Consider the following 19,581-nt stretch of genomic DNA (forward strand, 5'->3'; position numbering starts at 1 on the left):
ATGGCCGGTACGCTGCCCGTGCTCGCCAATGAAGGTGGCCTGTCGCGCTACCTCGACGAGATCCGCAAGTTCCCGATGCTGGAGCCGACGGAAGAATTCACGCTGGCCAAGAGCTGGCGGGATGCCGGCGACCGTGAGGCCGCGCATCGGCTCGTGACCTCGCACCTGCGCCTCGTGGCCAAGATCGCCATGGGCTATCGCGGCTATGGCCTGCCGATCGGCGAGGTCGTGTCCGAGGGCAATGTCGGCCTGATGCAGGCGGTCAAGCGCTTCGATCCGGACAAAGGCTTCCGGCTCGCGACCTACGCGATGTGGTGGATCAAGGCGGCGATCCAGGAATACATCCTGCGCTCGTGGTCGCTCGTGAAGATGGGCACCACCGCAAACCAGAAGAAGCTGTTCTTCAACCTGCGCAAGGCCAAGGGCAAGATCTCGGCGCTGGACGAGGGCGATCTGCGCCCTGATCAAGTCAAACAGATCGCCACCCGCCTCGGGGTGCCCGAGCAGGACGTGATCGACATGAACCGGCGCCTGTCCGGCGACACGTCGCTCAACGCGCCCCTGCGCGAGGAGGGCGAGGGCGAGTGGCAGGATTGGCTGGTGGATAATGCTCCGAGCCAGGAGACCGTGCTGGCCCGCGAGCAGGAGGGGCAGAACCGCCTCTCGGCCCTGCGCGACGCGCTGGGCGTGCTCAACCCGCGCGAGCGGCGCATCTTCGAGGCGCGGCGGCTCGCCGAGGATCCGATCACGCTGGAGGACCTGTCCGGCGAGTTCGGTGTCTCCCGCGAGCGCGTCCGGCAGATCGAGGTTCGCGCCTTCGAGAAGGTACAGGAAGCGGTCAAGCGCAACATCGCCAACCGCGAGCTGCCCCGCACCGGCATCGAGGCGCACTGATTGGACAAGCCGGCGCGCGCGACCGCGCGCCGGCTTGCTGTTTTACTGCCAGGCGTCGAAGGCGCTCTGCATCACCTGTGAGCCGGCGCTGCCCTTCTCGAAGGTGAGCACGGCGCGCTTGCCCGAGGTGTAGCGCAGGGCGATGTCGAACCAGTTGCGGTGGAGCAGCAGGTCGGTGTTGCGATCGACGTCGTTCTGCAGCGACGACAGGCCAATCAGGAACAGGTTGTCCCGGACGCGGACCGGCAGGCCGGAGACCGGCGAGCCGCGGCCGTTCTCGTCATCCTTGGCCTGGAGCAGGCCGACATCCTGCACCGTGCGCGCGCCCTCGCCCGTCTGGCTGAAGGCCAAGCTCACCGTGTGCGAGGCCGGCAGCGTGGCGTCGAGGTTCCGCTGGATGGTCAACACCAGGCTCAGCCCGGCATCCGGGATCGTCACGGTGGCGACGACGGCGTTCTGGAGCGGCTGACCCTGCTCGCCATTCACGGTGTCGAGCCGCCACGTCACCCGACCGTTGGTCTTGGTCGGCTGCGCGTTGTCGGCGCCCGTGCCTTCCTCGATCAGCTCGGCCCGCTGGGCGACGGACAGGTTCGGCTGGGCCGGCGACGGAGCGGGCCGCGCCGGTGCGCCATTGTCCTGGCGCGCCGCAGCCCGCGGGGCGGGCGCCGCCTCGCCGCCGACCCGATCGCCGAACTTGGTCTCGGTGTCGGTCTGCTGCGAATCCGCCGTCTCGGTGCCGCTCGACGGCAGGTTCTGGGGCCGGTCGCGCAACATGAAGGCCGCCACGGCGATCAACCCGATCACCACCGCCAGCACGCCGCCCACGAAGGCGTTCCGCAGGATGTGCGAGCGTCCGGACCGGGGCGGAACCACCTCGATCCGCGGGCGCTGACGGCCGTTGACGGCATCGCCCGAGGCAGCGGCGAGGTCCGGATCCTCAGGCGATGCCGCCGGCTCCGGATCGGGCTGCGGCTCTTCGGGCGCGGCCGACGGGCCCGGCCCGGATCGCGGCGACGAGATCGCGATCGGGGCTTCGCGCGGCTCCGGCTCCGGCTCAGCCTTGGGAATGACGCGCGCGAAGGGCGGTATGGCGGCCGGGAGGATCGGTTCCGGCGCCTTCACCGGCTCCGGCTCGGGAACGGCAAGTTCCGGCGGCGACGGCTCCGGGATCTGCGAGGCCGCGGCGGGCGGCGGGCTCGGATCCGGCACGATGACGGCATCGTTGGCCGGTGCCGGCAGGCCGCCGTGATCGACTTCCAGCCGCTCGATCGCGGTGTCGAGCGCCCGGCGCTCGAGATCGATATCGGCTTCCGACAGGGGCGGATCCAGGGAGCGGAGCTGGCTGATCAGGGCGTTTCGCGCACGGTCATAGACCGCCTTGCGCAAGGCGGGCGATCGGTCAGGCAGCGCATCGAGGGCGCGTGCCAGAAGCGGGTAGTAATCGGCCATGCTGCCCTGGTCCGCCCCTTCGGCCGCCGTCCGGCGAGGCCGGTCGAGGGCCGAGGACCGATGGCCGCCCCCGCCCCCGATGGTCGGTCACGGCTGTCGGCCGGTGATGTTGTGTGCCCGACGCGCGGATCGGCATCCGCGCGCCGGTTCCTCCAATCGGGTGCGGGGCGGCCGGTCACAGGGACCGCCGCCCCGCCATAAGCTGGTTCTAAATCAAGCGGACGCGGGCTGGATACAGGCTGAACAGCAGAAAAGATGCGTCATCAACGGGATAGGGCGCGGAGCCTCAATCCTCGAAGGGGTTGTGCATCAGGATCGTGTCGTCGCGCTCCGGAGATGTCGACAGCAGCGCCACCGGCGCCCCGATCAGCTCCTCGATCCGGCGTACATACTTGATCGCCTGCGCCGGCAGATCCGCCCAGGAGCGGGCGCCCGCGGTGGTCTCGGACCAGCCCGGGATGGTCTCGTAGACCGGCTCGACCCGGGCCTGGGCCGCCTGGCTCGCCGGCAGATGATCGATCGTCTGCCCGTCCAGCTTGTAGGCGGTGCAGACGCGGATCTCCTCGAACCCGTCGAGGATGTCGAGCTTGGTCAGGGCGATGCCGTGGATACCGGAGGTCCGCACGGTCTGGCGCACCAGGACCGCGTCGAACCAGCCGCAGCGGCGCTTGCGGCCGGTGTTGACGCCGAACTCGCGCCCGCGGGCGCCGATGGTCTCGCCGATCTCGTCGTGAAGCTCGGTGGGGAACGGCCCCTCGCCGACCCGCGTGGTGTAGGCCTTGGCGATGCCGAGCACGTAGCCGATCGCCCCCGGGCCGAGGCCGGAGCCCGTCGCCGCCTGGGCGGCCACGATGTTCGAGGAGGTGACGAACGGGTAGGTGCCGTGATCGACGTCGAGCAGCGCACCCTGCGCGCCCTCGAACAGGATGCGCTTGCCGGCCCGACGCTGGTCGTCGAGAAGCGACCACACCGTGTCGGCGAAGGGCAGGATTTTGGGGGCGATCGCAGTGAGCTCGGCGAGCAGCGCTTCGGCATTCACCTCCTCGATGCCGAGGCCGCGCCGGAGCGCGTTGTGATGGGTCAACACCCGCTCGATCTTGGCGGGCAGCGCGTCGATATCGGCGAGGTCGACCACCCGGATGGCGCGGCGGCCGACCTTGTCCTCGTAGGCCGGGCCGATGCCGCGCTTGGTGGTGCCGATCTTGAGGCCCGCATTAGCGGTCTCGCGGAAATGATCCAATTCGCGGTGAAGCGGCAGGATCAGCGTGGCGTTGTCGGCGATGCGAAGAGATTTCGGCGAGACTTCGACGCCCTGCGCCTTGATCCGCTCGATCTCGTCGACGAGGTGCCACGGATCGACCACGACGCCGTTGCCGATCACGGAGAGCTTGCCGCCGCGCACGACACCCGAGGGCAGCAGCGCGAGCTTGTAGGTCACCCCGTCGATGACCAGCGTGTGGCCGGCATTGTGGCCGCCCTGGAAACGGACGACGATGTCGGCCTGCTCGGAGAGCCAGTCGACGATCTTGCCCTTGCCTTCGTCGCCCCATTGGGCGCCTACAACGACGACGTTGGCCATGCCTGCCTGCTTACCCGCGACGGAAACCGGGACGGAGCAACCCACGGGCGCGGGCTGCGTACGTCGTGTGCCGTTTCCGCGATCCGGGCGGCGAAATCAAGCAAGGCGGCCGCATGGCGGCTCGCGCGATCGCGGGATCCGGTTATTTCGCCTCGGTTCCGGGATTCCGGCCGGGCAGTTCCTGCGGCTTGATCACCGGCATCGCGCCGGTCTCGTCGGGCTTCACGACGGTGCCCGTCGTTCCGGTATCCGAAGGCTTGATCACGCCGTCGTTCTTCTGGAGCTTGTCGCTCAGCGACTGGTCCTTGGGCGGCGCGTCGGCGCTCGGACGGACGCGGTCCGGCGGCGTCTGGGTCGATGGCGGCAGGGCCGGATCGGTATCGCGGCCTTTCAGCGGCGCGTCCGGGTTCTGGGCGTAGGCGGGGACCGCGAACAGGGCCGCCGCGACCGCGGCGAGCAGGATTCTTTTCGACAAGACTGGTCTCCCCTCTTGGAACACGTGTTCCGAGAGCAACAGCCTTATGCCGGATCCGTTCCTGTCCGCGGCGCGGCGGGGCCCGCCTCAACCCTGCCGAGCGGCCTCGATGTAGAGTTCGCGCAGGCGCCGGGTCAGCGGACCGGGACGCCCTTCGCCGATCGACCGGCCGTCGATCTCGACCACCGGCATCACGAAGGCCGAGGCGCTGGTGTAGAACGCTTCCTGGGCCTCGTAGGCCTCGGCCACCGGGATCAGCCGCTCCTCGACGCGCAGGTCTGCCTCGGCGGCGAGCTTGAGCACGGAGGCCCGGGTGATGCCGGGCAGAAGCGCGGTCGAGAGCGGCCGCGTGACGAGCACGCGGTCCCGGCTCACGATAAATGCGGTGGAGGACGAGCCCTCGGTTACGGCCCCGTCCTCGACCATCCAGGCCTCGGCGACGCCGGCCTCGGCGGCCTGCTGCTTCGCGAGCACTTGCGCCAGCAGCGCCACCGACTTGATGTCCCGGCGCTTCCAGCGCAGGTCCTCGACGGTGATCACCCGGGCGCCGGATTCCGCGAGCGGGTTGGCCAGCACGGTCTTGGCCTGGGTGAACATCACCACGGTCGGCTCGGTCCCGGCCTTCGGGAAGGCGAAGTCGCGTTCGGCCACCCCGCGGGTCACCTGCATGTAGACCAGACCCTCGGCGACGCCGTTGCGCGCGACGAGCTCGGTCTGCAGCTTCTCCCATCCGGCCGCGTCGTGCGGGTTGCGGATGCCGATCTCGCCGAGCGAGCGATCCAGGCGGGCGAGATGCGCGGCGTTGTCGACGAGCTTGCCGTCGATGATCGCCGAGACCTCGTAGATCCCGTCCGCGAACAGGAAGCCGCGGTCCATGATCGGCACGCGCGCCTCTTCGAAGGGGAGGAATGCGCCGTTGAGGTAGACGATGCGGGACATGCGGGTTTCCTCTCGGGCCGGCGTATCACTCGACCATAATGCGGACAGACGGGTCCGGACTTCCGGCGGCTTCAAGCTCTCGCACATGCGAGCACGGGGAGAAAAGCCTTGAAGCATCGGCCGGCCGCCAGCCGCAAGCCGATTTCCTGCCGCCCTGGCCCACGGCCGCGCATTACTCGGGAAGCGCCCGGCTTCATGCCGGTGCCAATAGCCGCCCCGCCGGGGCCCGGACATCGTCCTCCGCCTGACGCAGACGCGCCTCGGCCTCGGCCACGTAGTCCCGGGTGAACGGCACCACATCCTTGCGGCGGACGAGCTGGATCTGAAAGACCACCGCGTCCTCGTGCCGGAACGCGGCCTCGGCGCTGGCGAGATACCAGTCCCACATCCGGCAGAACCGCTCGTCGTAGAGTGCGGCGGCCTCGTCCCGGTGGGCGAGGAAGCGGGCGCGCCAGTCACGCAGGGTCTCGGCGTAATGCAGCTGCAACACCTCGATATCGGCGAGGATCAGCCCCGACCGCTCGATCGCCGGCATCATCTCCGACAGGGTAGGCAGGTGGCCGCCCGGGAAGATGTAGCGGGTGATCCACGGGTTGGTCGGTGCCGGCTCGCCGGTCCGGCCAATTGTGTGGAGCAGCATCACGCCGTCATCCGTGAGGCGGTCACGGACAATGCGGAAGAAGGTGTCGTAATCCGCCGGCCCGACATGCTCGAACATGCCGACCGAGACGATGCGGTCGAAGCAACCGCGGGCGAGACGGTAATCTTCCAGGGCGAACCGGACCCGGGAAGCCAGGCCCCGCTCCGCCGCCCGCGTCTGCGCGACCCGGTGCTGCTCGGTCGAGAGCGTGATGCCCCGCACGGCCGCGCAGCCCGCCACATCCGCGAGATAGAGGCTGAGGGCTCCCCAACCGCAGCCGATGTCGAGCACCCGGTGGCCCGGCCCGGCCATGAGTTTGGCAGCGATGTGGCGCATCTTTGCAGCCTGCGCCTCCTCCAGGCTCATCCCCGGCGCAGCGTAGTAGGCGCAGGAATAGACCCAGTTGGCGTCGAGGAAGAGGTCGTAATGGCGCGCGACGTTGCGCCGGGACCGGCTGGGAGTGTTGCGACCGATGATCCGGCGGGCGAGCCGACGCAGGGCCGCGAGAACCCGAATGCGCCGCAACGGCGGCGCCCCGTGATTCCGTGCGACCAGCACGGTCATCAGGTCCGGCAGGCTGCCGGCTTCGACGAGGAGGCGTCCGTCCGTGAACAGCTCGCCGAACTTCAGTTCGGGATCGAGCAACAGGTCCCGTTCCGCCGCCCAGTCCAGGAACCGGACCGTCACGGCGGGACCGTCTCCGTCCCCGGCGCGAAAGCGGTGGCCGTCGGCGGTGACGACCGTCAGGGTGCCGCTCAAGCCGCTGACGGAAAATGTCCTCTCCAGCAGGCGATCGAGAAGCACGCCGCACCTCGCCGACGCAAGATCATCTTCGGCAACCGAGGATGATCCGCGCCGGGCGGCCGTCAAGAGAGCAAAAGCGGCTTCTGCCCCAAGATGCCCTGCGATCTTTGCAGGTCAGCCTTGAGCTTTGTTGCCGAACACCCGCGAGAAGATCGTGTCGACATGCTTGAAGTGGTAGCCGAGGTCGAAACACTCCTCGATCTGCTCTAGAGACAGGGCCGCCGTCACCTCGGGATCGGCCTTCAGCAATGCCAGGAAGTCGCCCTCGCCACGCCAGACCGGCATCGCGTTGCGCTGGACCAGCCGGTAGGAATCCTCCCGGGACACGCCGGCCTGGGTGAGCGCCAGGAGCACCCGCTGCGAATGGACCAAGCCGCCGAGGCGGTCGAGGTTCTTCTGCATGTTGGCTGGGTAGATCAGCAACTTCTCAATGACGCCGGTCATGCGAGCGAGCGCGAAGTCGAGGGTGACGGTGGCGTCGGGGCCGATCATCCGCTCCACGGAGGAGTGGGAGATGTCGCGCTCGTGCCAGAGCGCGACGTTCTCCAGGGCGGGGACGACGTAGCCCCGGACCATCCGGGCGAGCCCGGTGATGTTCTCGGTGAGCACCGGGTTGCGCTTGTGCGGCATGGCCGAGGAGCCCTTCTGGCCCTCGGAGAAGAACTCTTCCGCCTCCAGGACCTCCGTGCGCTGGAGGTGGCGCACCTCGATGGCCAGACGCTCCAGGGATGAGGCGACGACGCCGAGCGTCGCGAAGAACATGGCGTGGCGGTCGCGCGGGATCACCTGGGTCGAGACCGGCTCAGCGGTCAGCCCCATCTTTTCGGCGACGTACTGCTCCACCCGCGGGTCGATATTGGCGAAGGTGCCGACCGCGCCGGAGATGGCGCAGGTGGCGACCTCCTCGCGCGCCGCGACCAGGCGGCGCCGGTTGCGCTCGAACTCGGCATAGGCCTGCGCGAGCTTGAGCCCGAAGGTGACCGGCTCGGCGTGGATGCCGTGCGAGCGGCCGATGGTCGGCGTGAGCTTGTGCTCCAGAGCGCGGCTCTTGAGCGCCGCCAGCAGCGCATCGACATCGGCGATGAGGATGTCGGCGGCGCGCACCAGCTGCACGTTGAGGCAGGTATCGAGCACGTCCGACGAGGTCATGCCCTGGTGGACGAAGCGCGCCTCCGGGCCGACGATCTCGGCGAGATGGGTCAGGAAGGCGATGACATCGTGTTTCGTCACCGCCTCGATCTCGTCGATGCGGGCGACATCGAACACCGCATCCTTGCCCTTGGCCCAGATGGTCTCGGCCGCCGCCTTGGGGACGACGCCGATCTCGGCGAGCGCCGTAGTCGCGTGGGCCTCGATCTCGAACCAGATCTTAAAGCGGCTCTCGGGCGACCAGATCGCCGTCATCGTCGGGCGGCTGTAACGGGGGATCATGGGGGCCTCGGCACGGTCGGGACTGCGTGCGTGGCCGGTAGCATGCGCCGACCCGACCGCTCAATGCGGTTCGCGCAGGCTTGGACGATGCGATCGGGACGCGCCTCTCAGCTCACCCGCACCCAGCCCTGACCCATCAGGCGCTCCTGCGGGCGAAAACGGGACTTGTAGTCCATCTTGCGCGAGCCCTCGACCCAGTAGCCGAGGTAGAGATACGGCAATCCGAGACGGCGGGCGCGGCGGATATGATCGAGGATCATGAACGTGCCGGGCGAGCGCCCGGCCTCCTCGGGATCGTAGAACGAGTAGACCATCGACAGACCGTCCGCGAGTACGTCGGTCAGGCAGAAGGCGAGCGGCGCGCCGAAGCCGCGCCCGGTGATCGCCGTGTCGGGGCCGCGCCGCCGGTACGACACGAGATGCGTGTCGACATGGCTGTCCTCGATCATCATGGCGTAGTCGAGCACCGTCATGTCGACCATGCCGCCATCCCCGTGGCGGGCATCGAGATAGCGGCGGAACAGGGCGTATTGCTCGGAGGCTGGCCGGTTGGGCTCGGGCGTGCCGATCCAATCGTCGTTGCGCGCCAGGATGCGCTTCTGGCTGGCACTCGGCTGAAAATCGTCGACCACGACGCGCACGGAGATGCAGGCGCGGCAGGCCTCGCAGGCGGGCCGATAGGCGATGGTCTGCGAGCGCCTGAACCCGCCCTGGGTCAGGATCTCGTTGAGGTCGCGGGCGCGGCGCCCGACCAGATGGGTGAACACCTTCCGCTCCTCCTGGCCCGGAAGGTACGGGCACGGCGAGGGGGCGGTGAGGTAGAATTGCGGAGTGTCGCGCGGATGGCTCGTCACGCTTGGTCTTGACCCTGCACCGGGTGGTCCTCGCGGCGCCGGCAAACCAGTGTACAGGCGGCGCAGCCGGGCTCAATGCCCCGGCGGCTCGCCGGGCGAGAATTTCACCGCGCGTGAGGCGTTTCAGCGGGCGTGAACGACGGCCAAGCCGAGCAACAGGTCGTGACCCAGCCGACGATCCGAGCGCATCAGCCCGAACAGGATGTCCAGGCACCAGAGCAGGAAGGTCGAGACCGCGACGTAGAACAGCAGGGCATGGACGGCCGCCGTGATGAAATCGACCGGCCCGCCGCGCTCGGGGGCGACGACGCGCAGACCCATGAGCCGCTGTCCGATCGTGCTCTGCTTGGCGCCGCCCACGGTGATCGCGCTGTAGATGATCCCGCTCGCCGGCAGCACCGCGAAGAGGGTCCAGCCGAGCCCGAACGTCACCACGCCGATCACCGTGATCACCAGCGTCAGCAGGGCGGTGAAACCGAAGATGAACAGGATGTCGAGAAGGTACGCGACCGTGCGGGCGCCCAGGCTCGCGCGAACGAACGGGATGGGCAGCGCGGCGGCGTAGCCGGGGGTCTCGAAGCGCTCGGCGTAGCCGGTCTGGGGGTTCTGCATGGTGTCGCGTCCTGCAAGCGAGGCGGCGGAGAAAAAGTGGGTGCGCCCGGCATCGGCCGCAAGAGCCTCCCGAATCGGGTTCAGCGCTCCGCGGGGTCGTCGGCCTCGGCGTCCGGCGTGTCGAGGTAGAAGCGCTTGAGCAGGTAGAGCGAGGGACCCGACAGGCTGGTTCCCTCGGTCGCGAGCGCGATGAGGGTCGCGCCGGCATCGAAGCGGCAGGTCAGCCAGTGCTGGCGGTTGCCCTCGGCGTAATCGACCCGGACCGTATTGGCCGCCGGCCCCGGCGCCGCCCGGAGCAGCCTTATCCCGGGCTGGGGCGCGACCGCTGGCAGGGCGCGTCGGCAGGTCGCGACCCGCTCCCGCCGAAGGGTATCCTGGCAGGCGGCGAGGCCCCCGAGGAAACCCGCCACCACCGCCGCCCCGAGGAGCCAGCGGCGCCTGTGCCTCACGGGGCGTTGCGCAGGCGCTCGGCGACCCGAGGCGCGTGATAGGTCAGGATCCCGTCGGCACCGGCGCGCTTGAAGGCGAGAAGGGCCTCGACCATGGCGCGGTCGCCGTCGAGCCAGCCGTTGCGGGCGGCGGCCTCGATCATCGCGTACTCGCCCGACACTTGGTAGGCGAAGGTCGGCACCTGGAACTCGTCCCGCACCCGGCGGATGATGTCGAGATAGGGCAGGCCCGGCTTGACCATCACCGAATCCGCGCCCTCCTCCAGGTCGAGGCGGACCTCGCGCAGGGCCTCGGCGGAATTGCCCGGATCCATCTGGTAGGTGCGCTTGTCGCCCACGAGCGCCGCCTTGGTGCCGATCGCATCGCGGAACGGCCCGTAGAAGGCGCTGGCATACTTGGCCGCGTAGGCCATGATCTGCACGTCAAGGAAGCCGGCCTTGTCGAGCCCGGCCCGGATCGCGCCGACGCGCCCGTCCATCATGTCCGAGGGGGCGATGATATCGGTGCCGGCCTCGGCCTGGATCAGGCTCTGCTCCACCAGGACCGCCACGGTCTCGTCGTTCAGGATCGCGCCATCCTTCATCAAGCCATCGTGGCCGTGGCTGGTGTAGGGATCCAGCGCGACGTCGGTCATGATGCCGATCTCGGGCACCGCCCGCTTCACCGCGCGCACCGCCCGGCAGACGAGGTTGTGGGCGTTGAGCGCCTCCGAACCCGTCGGGTCGCGCAGCTCGACCTCGGTGTAGGGAAAGAACGACACCGCCGGGATCCCCAGCCGCGCCGCCCGCTCGGCGTCGCGCACGATCTCGTCGACAGAGAGCCGCTCGACCCCCGGCATCGACGCGATCGGCTCGCGCCGCCTCTCGCCCTCGATGACGAACATCGGCCAGATCAGGTCGTCGACGGTGAGCGTGTGCTCGCGGACCAGCCGGCGCGACCACTCCGCCTTGCGGTTGCGGCGCGGGCGCTGGGTGATCTTCAGCCCCTCCGGCCGGGTGCTCTCGCGGGCGGCCTCCAGGGCGATCGGGCGCGGCTCTGGCAAGATGTCTGACATGCGGCTTCGGTATCGTGCGCGCGGTGAGGCAACGATCGCGCGGCGCATCGGCGCTGGGGGTGCCGGACTAGCACAGAGGCCAGGCCCGGTGAAATCAGGCCGTTGACGCAGGGCGCCGGAACCGCTTCAACCCGGCTCTCCCTACAGCCTGGATCCCGGCCTCCCGACCATGAACCGGCCTTCTTCACCCACGAGCAGGCCGTAGTGCCCGGCTCCTTCCCGATCCGGCGCAAGGGCGCCCGGCCCGGCGACGCCCCGACCGATCGGATCGAGCGCGCCTCGGGACCGGCGCCCGGCGCCTGGGATACGGTGCTGGTCTGGTTCATGCGGATCACGGCGCTGTTCTGGCTGGCCAAGAGCATCGCGTCCTGGGCGACGATCCTCGACGTGCTCCCGGGATCGCGCCCCTTCGAGATCGAACCGTTCGGCCGGCAGGCGGCGATCGTCTACTTCGCCGTGGTGGATGCGGCGGCGGCCATCGGGCTGTGGCTGACGAGCGCCTGGGGCGGCGTGATCTGGCTGCTCGCCGTCACATCCGCGATGACGTTGGCGGTGTTGACCCCGCAACTCGTGCCGATGCCCATGCCGCTGCTCGTATTCGGCCTGACCGTCGTGCTGATGTACTTCCTGCTGTCCTGGCTGGCTGCCCAGGAAGCACGGTGAACGAACCGTTCTGATCTTCGCTTCAGTTTGTCTTTACCGCGAAGAGTAAATCGGGAATTCATCCTGTCGCTTAAATCGCCTTTCATTCCCGACCCATAGCTTAGCCATCATCAGCGGCACCGCATCGAACGGAAGCCGCAGCATCAGACGGTGAGGCAGACGATGAAGACCCAGAGCGCCCGAGTCGCGAAGAGCGAGACCCCGGACGAAGTCCCGTCCTCAAAGGGTTCCTATCTGGAAGCGCTGCACCTGGTGGAGCGGCTGCACCGCCGGCTCCTCGACGTGATCAAGGACGAGTTCGAGCGGCGCGGCCGGGAGGACGTCAACAGCGTCCAGGCGCTGCTGCTGTACAATATCGGCGACAAGGAGCTGACCGCCAGCGAGTTGCGAACGAAGGGCTACTATCTCGGCTCCAACGTCTCCTACAACGTCAAGAAGCTGGTCGAAGCCGGCTACCTGCACCACGCCCGGTCGAAGACGGACCGCCGCTCGGTCCGGATCAGCCTCACCGACAAGGGCCGGCAGGTCCACGAGATCATCCAGGGTCTTTACGACAAGCATGCCCGCACGATCGCGCCGATCGGGGGCATCTCGGACGACGATTTCGGCCGGCTGAACACGGCTCTCGGCCGGCTCGAGCGCTTCTGGACCGACCAGATCCGTTACCGGCTCTGATCCGCGCGCTTCACAGGTTGAGGAGACTCGCGATCCCGGCGATGACCGCGTAGGCGAAGCCGGCATTGATGGCGACGCCGAACAGGCCGATCACCAACCCGCCCATGACGACGAGGCCGTCCCGCTCGACGAGGCCAAGGCCCACGAGACAGACGGCGAGCCCCAGAGGGATCTGCCCAACGATCGGCGCGGCCACGATCAGCGCCAGCGCCAGCGCCAACAGGGCGATCCCCATGCCGCGCATGCCGAGCGCGGTCTCGAACACGCTGACCCGGGGGCGCGACCAGCGCTCCAGACGCCGCAAGATCGGAACCGCCCGAGTGACGGCGCGCCGCACATCGGTGAGCGCGATCGAGCGGCCGAGCAGCGCCCTGGGCAGCCACGGGGCCGACATGCCCGCCGCGATCTGAACCGCCACGAGCAGCAGCAGCAGGCCGCAGATCAACGGGATCGGTGGCGGCATCGGCAGGCAGTTCGGCAAGCCGAGCAGCACGACGAGCAACGCGAAGGCGCGATCCCGAAGGACCGCGACGATGTCGCCCACGGTAAGGCGCTCCCCCTCCTGGCTCGCCAGCACAGTGAGGACGTCCGACGTTCGTGCACCGGCAGTCAAGGATCCGCCAACCTTCGCTGTCCTGGCGCGGGCTCTAGCCGAGATCACCCGGCAGGCCAAGCGCGGGGCGTCCGCGCGATCCCATCCCCGATCCGAACCGGAGGATTCACACCTCAGGTCGGCGCAATGTGGCTTTAAGTAGATCTAACGTCATTGAAAGCACATTTTTCCGCCGCCGGTGCCTTCCAGCTGATTTCTCTGCGCAACTCCAAATATCTTTCTGGTGGACCTATGGTGAATTACAGGGCACTCTACGTAGATTAACATGAGGTTTACGGCCTCGCCACCGGGGACCGTTCCGTGTGCCAGCGCCGGATCGTCACGAAAAGCTGCAAGCCGAACCGTGTAGCTGCTCTGGCGGCCTCGGCCCTCCTCGCACAAGAGCCTCCGGCATACAGCGGCGAGATCGACACCCTGTTGTTCGGCAGCCTCGATGCGGGCGCCGCGACATTTCTGACCGCCGGGGCCAAGCTCGGGCTGGGCTCCCTCGACCACGACGGCTTCGTCGTGCTGGCAAGCGTCGGCAGCGGTCGGCAGCGAGAGCGCGGCGATTTCGGCCTTCCGCGCACGCGCTACACGTTCAGCGCGGCGGCGGTGCTCGGCTATCAATGGTTCTTCGACTGGGGCGTGGCGGCCGTCTTCGCGGGTCCCGAAGGCTCGATGGAGATGCTGGCCGACCAGCGTGTCCTGGCGGCCTCGCCGGCCGCGTATGGCCTGCGCGTTCATGGCGAGATCTGGGCCCGTCTGACCGAGAACACGCTCCTCCAGGGGACGGCCATCGGGGGCTCGACGCGCAACAGCCTGTGGGCGCGGCTGGCCTGGGGCTATCGCTGCTGGGACGCCTATCTCGGCCCGGAACTCAGCGTCTACGGCGATGAGACGGGCTACCGGAAATGGAATCTCGGTCTGCACGCGACCGATTTCGCCATCGCCCGCTACAGTTTCCGTGTCTCCGCCGGCCTCCAGACCGAGTCGGGCCGGCGACGGGCATCGCCTTACGTGGCGTTGGCGGTCTGGTCGCCCTGGTGAGCTGGTTCGGGCTCGGCCCTGAGCGATCCGAGGAAGCGGGTCGCATCTCGCCGGATCTCGTCGCGCCGTGTCTCAGCCATGCCGCGGAGGGTTCGATAGGGCATCATCATCCGCTGGTTCCCGGCCAGCCTCTCCTCGTTCTCGATCAAGAAGTTCCAGTAAAGGTAGTTGAACGGGCAGGCTTCCGGCCCCGCCTTGACCTTCACGTCATAGGCGCAGCCGGCGCAGTAATCCGACATGCGGTCGATATACGCGCCCGAGGCCGCATAGGGCTTGGAGCCCATCACGCCACCATCCGCCCACAGCACCATGCCGTGCACATTGGGCAGTTCGACCCATTCGTAGGCATCGGCGAAGACGATCAGGTACCATTCCTCGACCTGCGCCGGGTCGAGCCCGGCGATCAAGGCGAAGTTGCCGGTCACCATCAGGCGCTGGATATGATGGGCGTAGGCGTGGCGACGCGTATCCGCCACCACGTTGGCGATGCAGTTGAGCTTGGTCTCGCCCGACCAGTAGAACCACGGCAGATCCCGGCCCGCACCCAGCGCGTTGGTCTCGCGATACGCCGGCATTCGCGCCCAGTAGACGCCGCGGACATATTCCCGCCAGCCGAGGATCTGCCGGATGAACCCCTCGACGCAGTTGAGCGGCGCCGATCCGTCCCGGTAGGCCCGCTCGGCGGCCCAGCAGACTTCCTCGGCGGTCAAGAGGCCGGCGTTGAGAGGCGGTGAGAGCAGGGCGTGGTAGAGATACGGCGCCCCCGCCTTCATAACATCCTGGTAGTCGCCAAAAGTCGGCAAGCATTCGGCGATGAAATGCTTGAGGGCCGCGAGCGCATCGGCGCGGGTCACCGGCCAGGAGAAGGTCGACAGGTCGCCGAAATGGTCGGCGAACTCGCGGTCAACCAGCGCGATCGCCTCCCGGGTGGTTGCGTCCGGCTGAAAGCCGATCCGATCCGGCAGGCGATGTCCCTTGGGGAGGCGCTTGCGGTTGTCGGGATCGAAATTCCAGCGGCCGCCGACCGGCTCGCCGCCCTCCATGAGCAGGCCGGTCCGACGGCGCATGCCGCGATAGAACGTCTCCATTCGTAGATGATGACGGCCCTCGGCCCAGCGCGCGAAATCCTCGCGCGGGCACAGGAAGCGGTTGTCCGAGCGGATCTCCACCGGCACGGGCAGCGTCTCCCGCCAGTCCTGCATCATCTCCCAGACCCGCCACTCGCCGGGCTCGGTGACGACGACCCGCGCGGGCGTATGGCGCGTCACCGCGCGCTCCAGTTCGCCGGTGAAGCTGCCGGTGTTGCCGGGATCGGTCAGGCGGACGTAGTCGACCGCGATCCCCTCCGCCTCCAGCTCGGCCGCGAAATGGCGCATGGCGGCGAACAGGAAGGCGATCTTCTGCTTGTGGTGGCGGACATAGGTGGCCTCGTCCCGCACCTCGACCAGCAGGACAATGTCGTGCGCGGGATCGAGATCGGTCAGGCTCGCCACCCGCCGGGTCAGCTGATCGCCGAGGACGAAGCGGAGCGTGCCCCCAGCCGGCGCTGCGGATTTCGCTGCCACCGATCAGCCCTTCGTCCGCAAAGTCGCGCGGCCGCCATCGACGCCGATCACCTGGCCGGTGATCCAGGCCGCCTCGTCCGAGATCAGGAAGGCCGCGAGCGCCGCGACATCCTCGGGACGGCCGAGCCGCTGAAGCGCGTGCATGGCGGCGATTCCCTGGGCCAGGGTCTCGTTGCCGGTGATGGCGGCGGCCAGTGGCGTTCGGGTCAGCGACGGCGCGACCACGTTGACGCGGATCTGCGGCGCCAGCTCGGCCGCGAGCGAGAGGCCAAGCCCCTCGACGGCGCCCTTGGCCATCGCCACAGAAGCATGGGCGGGAAACCCCTGCGCGGCCGCCACCGTCGAGAACAGCACGATCCCGGACCCCGCCTCCCCGGCACCGGCCTTGAGCGCAGGGGCCGCCGATTGCACGGCCGAGAAGGCGCCCAGGGCGTTGATGCGAAAATCGGTTTCCGCATCGGCGCGGGTCAGGCGCCCGAGCGGTCGCAGGTTGATCGTGCCGACCGCGTAGACCAGGCCGGCCAGCTCAGGACCGGCCGCCGCGCTGACGGCGGCGAAGAAGTCCGGATCGCCGACATCGCCGGCCGTAAAGGTCGTCTCGCCGAGTTCGTCGGCCGCGCGCGACAGGCGCTCACCGTCCCGAGCCGCAAGATGAAGGGCATAGCCGCGCGCCCGCAACGCCCGGGCGGTGGCGAGACCGATGCCGCCCGTTCCGCCGTAGATCAGAACCTGTCGCACGTGCGGTCCTCTTGCTACCCAACCTGCTCCGGACAAAGTAAGGCCGGTGGCGCCCCCGGGCAGGCGGCAGGCCGCCCCGCTCCACGTTCACAAGGTCGCAGGCGGCAAGCATGAAGTTCGCGTTCGCCGGCATCGACTTCCTGGGCGGCGTGTTCGAGGGCCTGGTCGAGGCCGGCTGGAAGCCGATCAAGCTGTTCACCCGGCCCTGCGACGGGATCTACGACCACAACGACGTGCTGGTCGCCCGGGCGCGCTCGATGCGCCTGCCGATCCAGCTCTCGCGCATCCGCGAGCGCGATATCGAGGCCCTGCAGGCCGAGCACGGCAAGGATTGGGCGCTGGTGGTGGCGGGCTATCCCTGGCTGGTGAAGGGCTGGCGCGGCCGCGCCGCCTACGGGTTGAACATCCATCCCTCGCCGCTGCCCACCGGGCGCGGGCCCTACCCGCTGTTCCGGGCGGTGCTCGACCGCTACGAGACCTGGGGGGTCACCGCCCACGTGCTCGCGGACGGCTTCGACACCGGCGATATCCTGGCCCAGGACATCTTCGATCTCGGCCCGGTGGAATCCCATGAGACCGTGCTGGCCAAGTGCCAGATGGCGGCCCGGCGCCTCGCCGCGGGACCGCTCGGCAAGGAGTTGCCCGCCCGCTGGCGCCGCGCCGAGCCGCAGGGCGACGGCTCCTACTGGCCCCGGGCGACCGATGCCGACCGGACCCTCGACTTCCGGCAGGAGGTCGAGCCGATCCTGCGCCGGGTCCGGGCCTTCGGCACCGTCGAGACCATCGCGCGGCTGGGGGATGCCCGGGTCTACGTCGCCGAGGCGCAGGGCTGGCGCGAGCGCCATCCGCACACCCCCGGCGCGGTGGTGCATCGCCACCGCCGCCACGTGGTGATCGCGGCGTTGGACGGATACGTGCAGATCACCCGCTGGTCGCCGGTGCCGCTGGCCGAGGCGGGACAGGTCGGGCGCTGAGGCGCCGCGGGGAACACAATCGTGACGGACGGTGTTTCCGCCGGCCTTGGACGTCACGGAGCCTCACATGTCGACACGCGCAAGCCTCGCCGCAGCCCTCGGGCTTGCCGCGCTGTTCACCGGCACCGCCTTCGCGCAGGGCGTGATCGTCGAATCCGACGATTTCGGCCCGGACGACGAGGTCGTGGTGCGCGACTACATCGTGCGGCAACCGGTCGGCCCCGGCCCGATCGTCGGCTCGATCCCGCTGCGGCCCGGCACCATCGTGCCGGAGGACGTGCGGCTCGCCCCGTTCACGGATGCGCCGAACCCGCGCCTGCGCCGCTACGGCTACTTCGTGGCGCCCGGCGACAAGGTCGTGGTCGTGGATCCGGCCACCCGCGCGGTGGTGCGGATCTTCGACCGCTGAGGGACTCGTTCGCCTTCCGGCGTCCGATCCGCTAACACCCCGGCGCGCGCATCAAAAAAAGCGCGCCCGGGGGAAACACCATGAAGGCCAAATCATCCGCGCTCTCGGGCGAGACGCTTCTCGTCTCGGTGCTGCTGCTCCTGTCGGGGGCGATGCTGTTCGAGTGGATCGTCATCTCGCCCGACAGCCCGAGCTCCGCGCTCCTGCGCGTGATGGGCGCTGCCCTCGCGGCCTTCGTGGCGATCCTGCCGTTTCGCAAAGCCTGAACGCAACGCTCACCAGTCGCTGAGCGCCGCACGCTTCCAGCGGTCGGGGGCGACGCAGCGATACTCGAAGGCCTCGTCCCAGGCGTGATCGCCCGGCGTGCAGGCCTCCCGGCTGCTCCGCGGCGGGTTCGGCCGCGCCTCCCGGACCGAGGCGACCTGAACCTCACCGGCGTCGCTCACCCGGAACACCGGCCCGCTCCCGGTACCGTAGACCAGATCCCGCCCGTCGAAGCCCAGGGTGCGGGCAAAATGTCCCTCGCGGTTTCCGTCGAGCGCGATCGACTGGCCCGAGCCCAGCAGGATCGGCACACCGGTGAACCGGCCGGCTGCCGTGTCGATCCCGATGCCGTAGGTCCCCTCCCCCTGGAACGAAACACCCCGATCGGTCACCGAACCCGTGAGGTTGCCCATCAGGATGCCGTAGCCGGTATGGGCACCCGGCACCCCACCGGTGGAGATCTGCAGGCCGACCCGCTGGCGGTTGCGGTCCGTGGTCGGCGAGTGCGCCGAGACGTCGATCTCGGCGCCGATGCAGGAGGCGACCGGATCGGCCTCGTCGGTCATGTCCACGCAGTTGAAATTGCCCGCCCATGACGGCCCGACCGGGCCAATCCCGTTGGCCTCCTTGAAGATCGTGCCGTTGACGGCGACGTTCTGCGCCCCGGTGCTGGCGAGGCTGCGATTGTGCAGCTCCCCCGTGATCGTCCACTCGTAGCCGGCATTGTGCGGACCGGAAGAGCCGAGCGCCCAAAGCGCCTTGTAAGTGTGGCCGGGCTCTCCCGACCCGTCCGGGATGTGCCGGTCGACCCGCAAGGTCGAGACCGGGTCGAAGCCGGCGGGCCGGTTCCACAGGAAAGCGCGGCCGCCGTCGAGGCCGGGCAGGCCGCTGCCCTGGACATCCCGGGAGAAGCCCGGTGGCCAAACCAATGGCGGCGCGAGGGCCGGGGGCGCCTCGGCGCGGATTGCCGCCGGCATGCCAGCCAGGACGAGGCAGATCGGGATCGTGAGGCCGGGGCGGATGCACATGATCGTCTCCGGATGTCCGGTGCGGGTCTCGGTTTGGGGCTGTGCGCGCAGCCTGACCGGTCGGCACCGGAAAAGCCATGACTCGACGGGCGGCTGGGAGCCGGCACGGGGGCTGCGCGTTTGGATCCGACGGCCCGGCATGCTCTGATGCGGCCTCGAGCGCGAGAAGGAGAGCGACCCGTGTCGAAGCCTCTGAGATTCCTGCGGAACTGGTTCCTGCTGTCGATCCCGGTCGGGTTGTTCGTCGGCCGGTTCATCAAGGCCGGCAAGGGGCCGCCGCTGCGCGATGACGAGCGTCGATAGGATTCGCCGCGCGTCGTGGAGGGGACCGCGCATCGCGGACGCGCCCCGCTCCGCCGGCGCCCGTTCCGCTCATAGCCTCAGAACCCGCAGCCCATACTTTATTTTCCTACCAATATAGGTTTGATCAATAGATCATTAG

At 68.8% G+C, this 19,581-nt stretch carries 22 protein-coding genes; 8 read left to right on the forward strand and 14 right to left on the reverse strand.

All coding sequences use genetic code 11. The annotated features are described in order from the left end of the window. The gene (rpoH, locus tag BM228_RS17490; protein ID WP_007565114.1) at positions 1-894 is read left to right on the forward strand and encodes an RNA polymerase sigma factor RpoH; all 894 of its coding nucleotides are present in this window, start codon (positions 1-3) and stop codon (positions 892-894) included. A gap of 42 nt (positions 895-936) precedes the next feature. Here rpoH and BM228_RS17495 read toward each other — a convergent pair whose 3' ends face one another. From BM228_RS17495 to hemB, 10 genes are all read right to left on the reverse strand, one after another. Then, on the reverse strand, positions 937-2,343 hold the full coding sequence (locus BM228_RS17495; protein WP_092042675.1) for a histidine kinase: 1,407 nt from the start codon (positions 2,341-2,343) through the stop codon (positions 937-939). 286 nt (positions 2,344-2,629) lie between these two features. After that, entirely contained in the window at positions 2,630-3,922 is a 1,293-nt protein-coding gene (locus BM228_RS17500; RefSeq protein WP_092042676.1) for an adenylosuccinate synthase, read from the reverse strand. 142 nt (positions 3,923-4,064) lie between these two features. Continuing rightward, on the reverse strand, positions 4,065-4,397 hold the full coding sequence (locus BM228_RS17505; RefSeq protein ID WP_092042678.1) for a hypothetical protein: 333 nt from the start codon (positions 4,395-4,397) through the stop codon (positions 4,065-4,067). A gap of 87 nt (positions 4,398-4,484) precedes the next feature. Continuing rightward, a complete protein-coding gene (locus tag BM228_RS17510) occupies positions 4,485-5,336 on the reverse strand; it encodes a D-amino-acid transaminase (protein ID WP_092042679.1) in 852 nt (283 codons plus the stop codon). A gap of 193 nt (positions 5,337-5,529) precedes the next feature. Next, entirely contained in the window at positions 5,530-6,780 is a 1,251-nt protein-coding gene (locus BM228_RS17515; protein ID WP_092042681.1) for an SAM-dependent methyltransferase, read from the reverse strand. A gap of 114 nt (positions 6,781-6,894) precedes the next feature. Further along, positions 6,895-8,211 carry an adenylosuccinate lyase gene (gene purB / locus BM228_RS17520; RefSeq protein ID WP_092042682.1) on the reverse strand — a complete coding sequence of 439 codons (1,317 nt, stop codon included), beginning with the start codon at positions 8,209-8,211 and terminating at the stop codon, positions 6,895-6,897. A gap of 107 nt (positions 8,212-8,318) precedes the next feature. Next, positions 8,319-9,065: an arginyltransferase gene (locus BM228_RS17525; protein ID WP_092042683.1), complete on the reverse strand. Its 747-nt coding sequence runs from the start codon at positions 9,063-9,065 to the stop codon at positions 8,319-8,321. A 123-nt stretch (positions 9,066-9,188) separates the two neighbouring features. Next, positions 9,189-9,677 (reverse strand): RDD family protein, encoded by a 489-nt coding sequence (locus tag BM228_RS17530; protein WP_092042685.1) that lies wholly within the window; start codon positions 9,675-9,677, stop codon positions 9,189-9,191. Between the two features lie 80 nt (positions 9,678-9,757). Further along, on the reverse strand, positions 9,758-10,126 hold the full coding sequence (locus BM228_RS17535) for a hypothetical protein (protein WP_092042687.1): 369 nt from the start codon (positions 10,124-10,126) through the stop codon (positions 9,758-9,760). Continuing rightward, positions 10,123-11,181, reverse strand: a complete 1,059-nt coding sequence (hemB, locus tag BM228_RS17540) for a porphobilinogen synthase (RefSeq protein WP_092042688.1) — start codon at positions 11,179-11,181, stop codon at positions 10,123-10,125. Before hemB ends, BM228_RS17535 begins: the two co-directional genes overlap by 4 nt. A gap of 204 nt (positions 11,182-11,385) precedes the next feature. Here hemB and BM228_RS17545 point away from each other — a divergent pair, with 204 nt between their 5' ends. Both BM228_RS17545 and ldtR read left to right on the forward strand, forming a co-directional pair. Continuing rightward, positions 11,386-11,844 carry a DUF6163 family protein gene (locus BM228_RS17545; protein WP_092042690.1) on the forward strand — a complete coding sequence of 153 codons (459 nt, stop codon included), beginning with the start codon at positions 11,386-11,388 and terminating at the stop codon, positions 11,842-11,844. 162 nt (positions 11,845-12,006) lie between these two features. Continuing rightward, positions 12,007-12,519 (forward strand): transcriptional regulator LdtR, encoded by a 513-nt coding sequence (ldtR, locus tag BM228_RS17550; protein ID WP_092042691.1) that lies wholly within the window; start codon positions 12,007-12,009, stop codon positions 12,517-12,519. A 10-nt stretch (positions 12,520-12,529) separates the two neighbouring features. Here the strand turns inward: ldtR and BM228_RS17555 are convergent, their stop codons facing one another. After that, on the reverse strand, positions 12,530-13,132 hold the full coding sequence (locus BM228_RS17555) for an exopolysaccharide biosynthesis protein (RefSeq protein WP_280142336.1): 603 nt from the start codon (positions 13,130-13,132) through the stop codon (positions 12,530-12,532). A 300-nt stretch (positions 13,133-13,432) separates the two neighbouring features. Here BM228_RS17555 and bcsS point away from each other — a divergent pair, with 300 nt between their 5' ends. Continuing rightward, a complete protein-coding gene (bcsS, locus tag BM228_RS17560; RefSeq protein ID WP_092042694.1) occupies positions 13,433-14,161 on the forward strand; it encodes a cellulose biosynthesis protein BcsS in 729 nt (242 codons plus the stop codon). Here the strand turns inward: bcsS and BM228_RS17565 are convergent. Both BM228_RS17565 and BM228_RS17570 read right to left on the reverse strand, forming a co-directional pair. After that, on the reverse strand, positions 14,128-15,726 hold the full coding sequence (locus BM228_RS17565) for a cryptochrome/photolyase family protein (protein ID WP_092042696.1): 1,599 nt from the start codon (positions 15,724-15,726) through the stop codon (positions 14,128-14,130). The two genes, bcsS and BM228_RS17565, sit on opposite strands and share 34 nt — an antisense overlap. Before the next feature lie 3 nt (positions 15,727-15,729). After that, positions 15,730-16,464 carry an SDR family NAD(P)-dependent oxidoreductase gene (locus BM228_RS17570; RefSeq protein ID WP_092042697.1) on the reverse strand — a complete coding sequence of 245 codons (735 nt, stop codon included), beginning with the start codon at positions 16,462-16,464 and terminating at the stop codon, positions 15,730-15,732. Positions 16,465-16,574: 110 nt separating this feature from the next. Between BM228_RS17570 and BM228_RS17575 the strand changes: the two genes are divergently transcribed. The 3 genes from BM228_RS17575 to BM228_RS17585 all read left to right on the forward strand — a co-directional run bounded on the left by BM228_RS17575 (position 16,575) and on the right by BM228_RS17585 (position 18,113). Next, on the forward strand, positions 16,575-17,438 hold the full coding sequence (locus BM228_RS17575; RefSeq protein WP_092042699.1) for a formyltransferase family protein: 864 nt from the start codon (positions 16,575-16,577) through the stop codon (positions 17,436-17,438). 67 nt (positions 17,439-17,505) lie between these two features. Next, complete coding sequence (locus BM228_RS17580) at positions 17,506-17,847, forward strand: DUF1236 domain-containing protein (protein WP_092042700.1); 342 nt, start codon at positions 17,506-17,508, stop codon at positions 17,845-17,847. A gap of 80 nt (positions 17,848-17,927) precedes the next feature. Continuing rightward, complete coding sequence (locus BM228_RS17585; protein ID WP_092042702.1) at positions 17,928-18,113, forward strand: hypothetical protein; 186 nt, start codon at positions 17,928-17,930, stop codon at positions 18,111-18,113. Positions 18,114-18,122: 9 nt separating this feature from the next. Here BM228_RS17585 and BM228_RS17590 read toward each other — a convergent pair whose 3' ends face one another. Beyond that, the gene (locus BM228_RS17590; RefSeq protein WP_092042703.1) at positions 18,123-19,139 is read right to left on the reverse strand and encodes a hypothetical protein; all 1,017 of its coding nucleotides are present in this window, start codon (positions 19,137-19,139) and stop codon (positions 18,123-18,125) included. Between the two features lie 180 nt (positions 19,140-19,319). Between BM228_RS17590 and BM228_RS35855 the strand changes: the two genes are divergently transcribed. Continuing rightward, positions 19,320-19,442, forward strand: coding sequence for a hypothetical protein (locus BM228_RS35855; RefSeq protein ID WP_007565073.1), 123 nt, complete (start codon positions 19,320-19,322; stop codon positions 19,440-19,442). Positions 19,443-19,581: the final 139 nt, after the last annotated feature.

Source organism: Methylobacterium pseudosasicola, assembly GCF_900114535.1.
Taxonomy (GTDB): Bacteria; Pseudomonadota; Alphaproteobacteria; order Rhizobiales; family Beijerinckiaceae; genus Methylobacterium; species Methylobacterium pseudosasicola.

What these genes read in the sequence shown, in the direction of transcription:
- rpoH (WP_007565114.1), top strand. Translation starts at nt 1, where the DNA reads ATGGCCGGTACGCTGCCCGTGCTCGCCAATGAAGGTGGCCTGTCGCGC.
- BM228_RS17495 (WP_092042675.1), bottom strand. Translation starts at nt 2,343, where the DNA reads ATGGCCGATTACTACCCGCTTCTGGCACGCGCCCTCGATGCGCTGCCT.
- BM228_RS17500 (WP_092042676.1), bottom strand. Translation starts at nt 3,922, where the DNA reads ATGGCCAACGTCGTCGTTGTAGGCGCCCAATGGGGCGACGAAGGCAAG.
- BM228_RS17510 (WP_092042679.1), bottom strand. Translation starts at nt 5,336, where the DNA reads ATGTCCCGCATCGTCTACCTCAACGGCGCATTCCTCCCCTTCGAAGAG.
- purB (WP_092042682.1), bottom strand. Translation starts at nt 8,211, where the DNA reads ATGATCCCCCGTTACAGCCGCCCGACGATGACGGCGATCTGGTCGCCC.
- BM228_RS17530 (WP_092042685.1), bottom strand. Translation starts at nt 9,677, where the DNA reads ATGCAGAACCCCCAGACCGGCTACGCCGAGCGCTTCGAGACCCCCGGC.
- hemB (WP_092042688.1), bottom strand. Translation starts at nt 11,181, where the DNA reads ATGTCAGACATCTTGCCAGAGCCGCGCCCGATCGCCCTGGAGGCCGCC.
- ldtR (WP_092042691.1), top strand. Translation starts at nt 12,007, where the DNA reads ATGAAGACCCAGAGCGCCCGAGTCGCGAAGAGCGAGACCCCGGACGAA.
- BM228_RS17575 (WP_092042699.1), top strand. Translation starts at nt 16,575, where the DNA reads ATGAAGTTCGCGTTCGCCGGCATCGACTTCCTGGGCGGCGTGTTCGAG.
- BM228_RS17580 (WP_092042700.1), top strand. Translation starts at nt 17,506, where the DNA reads ATGTCGACACGCGCAAGCCTCGCCGCAGCCCTCGGGCTTGCCGCGCTG.
- BM228_RS17585 (WP_092042702.1), top strand. Translation starts at nt 17,928, where the DNA reads ATGAAGGCCAAATCATCCGCGCTCTCGGGCGAGACGCTTCTCGTCTCG.
- BM228_RS17590 (WP_092042703.1), bottom strand. Translation starts at nt 19,139, where the DNA reads ATGTGCATCCGCCCCGGCCTCACGATCCCGATCTGCCTCGTCCTGGCT.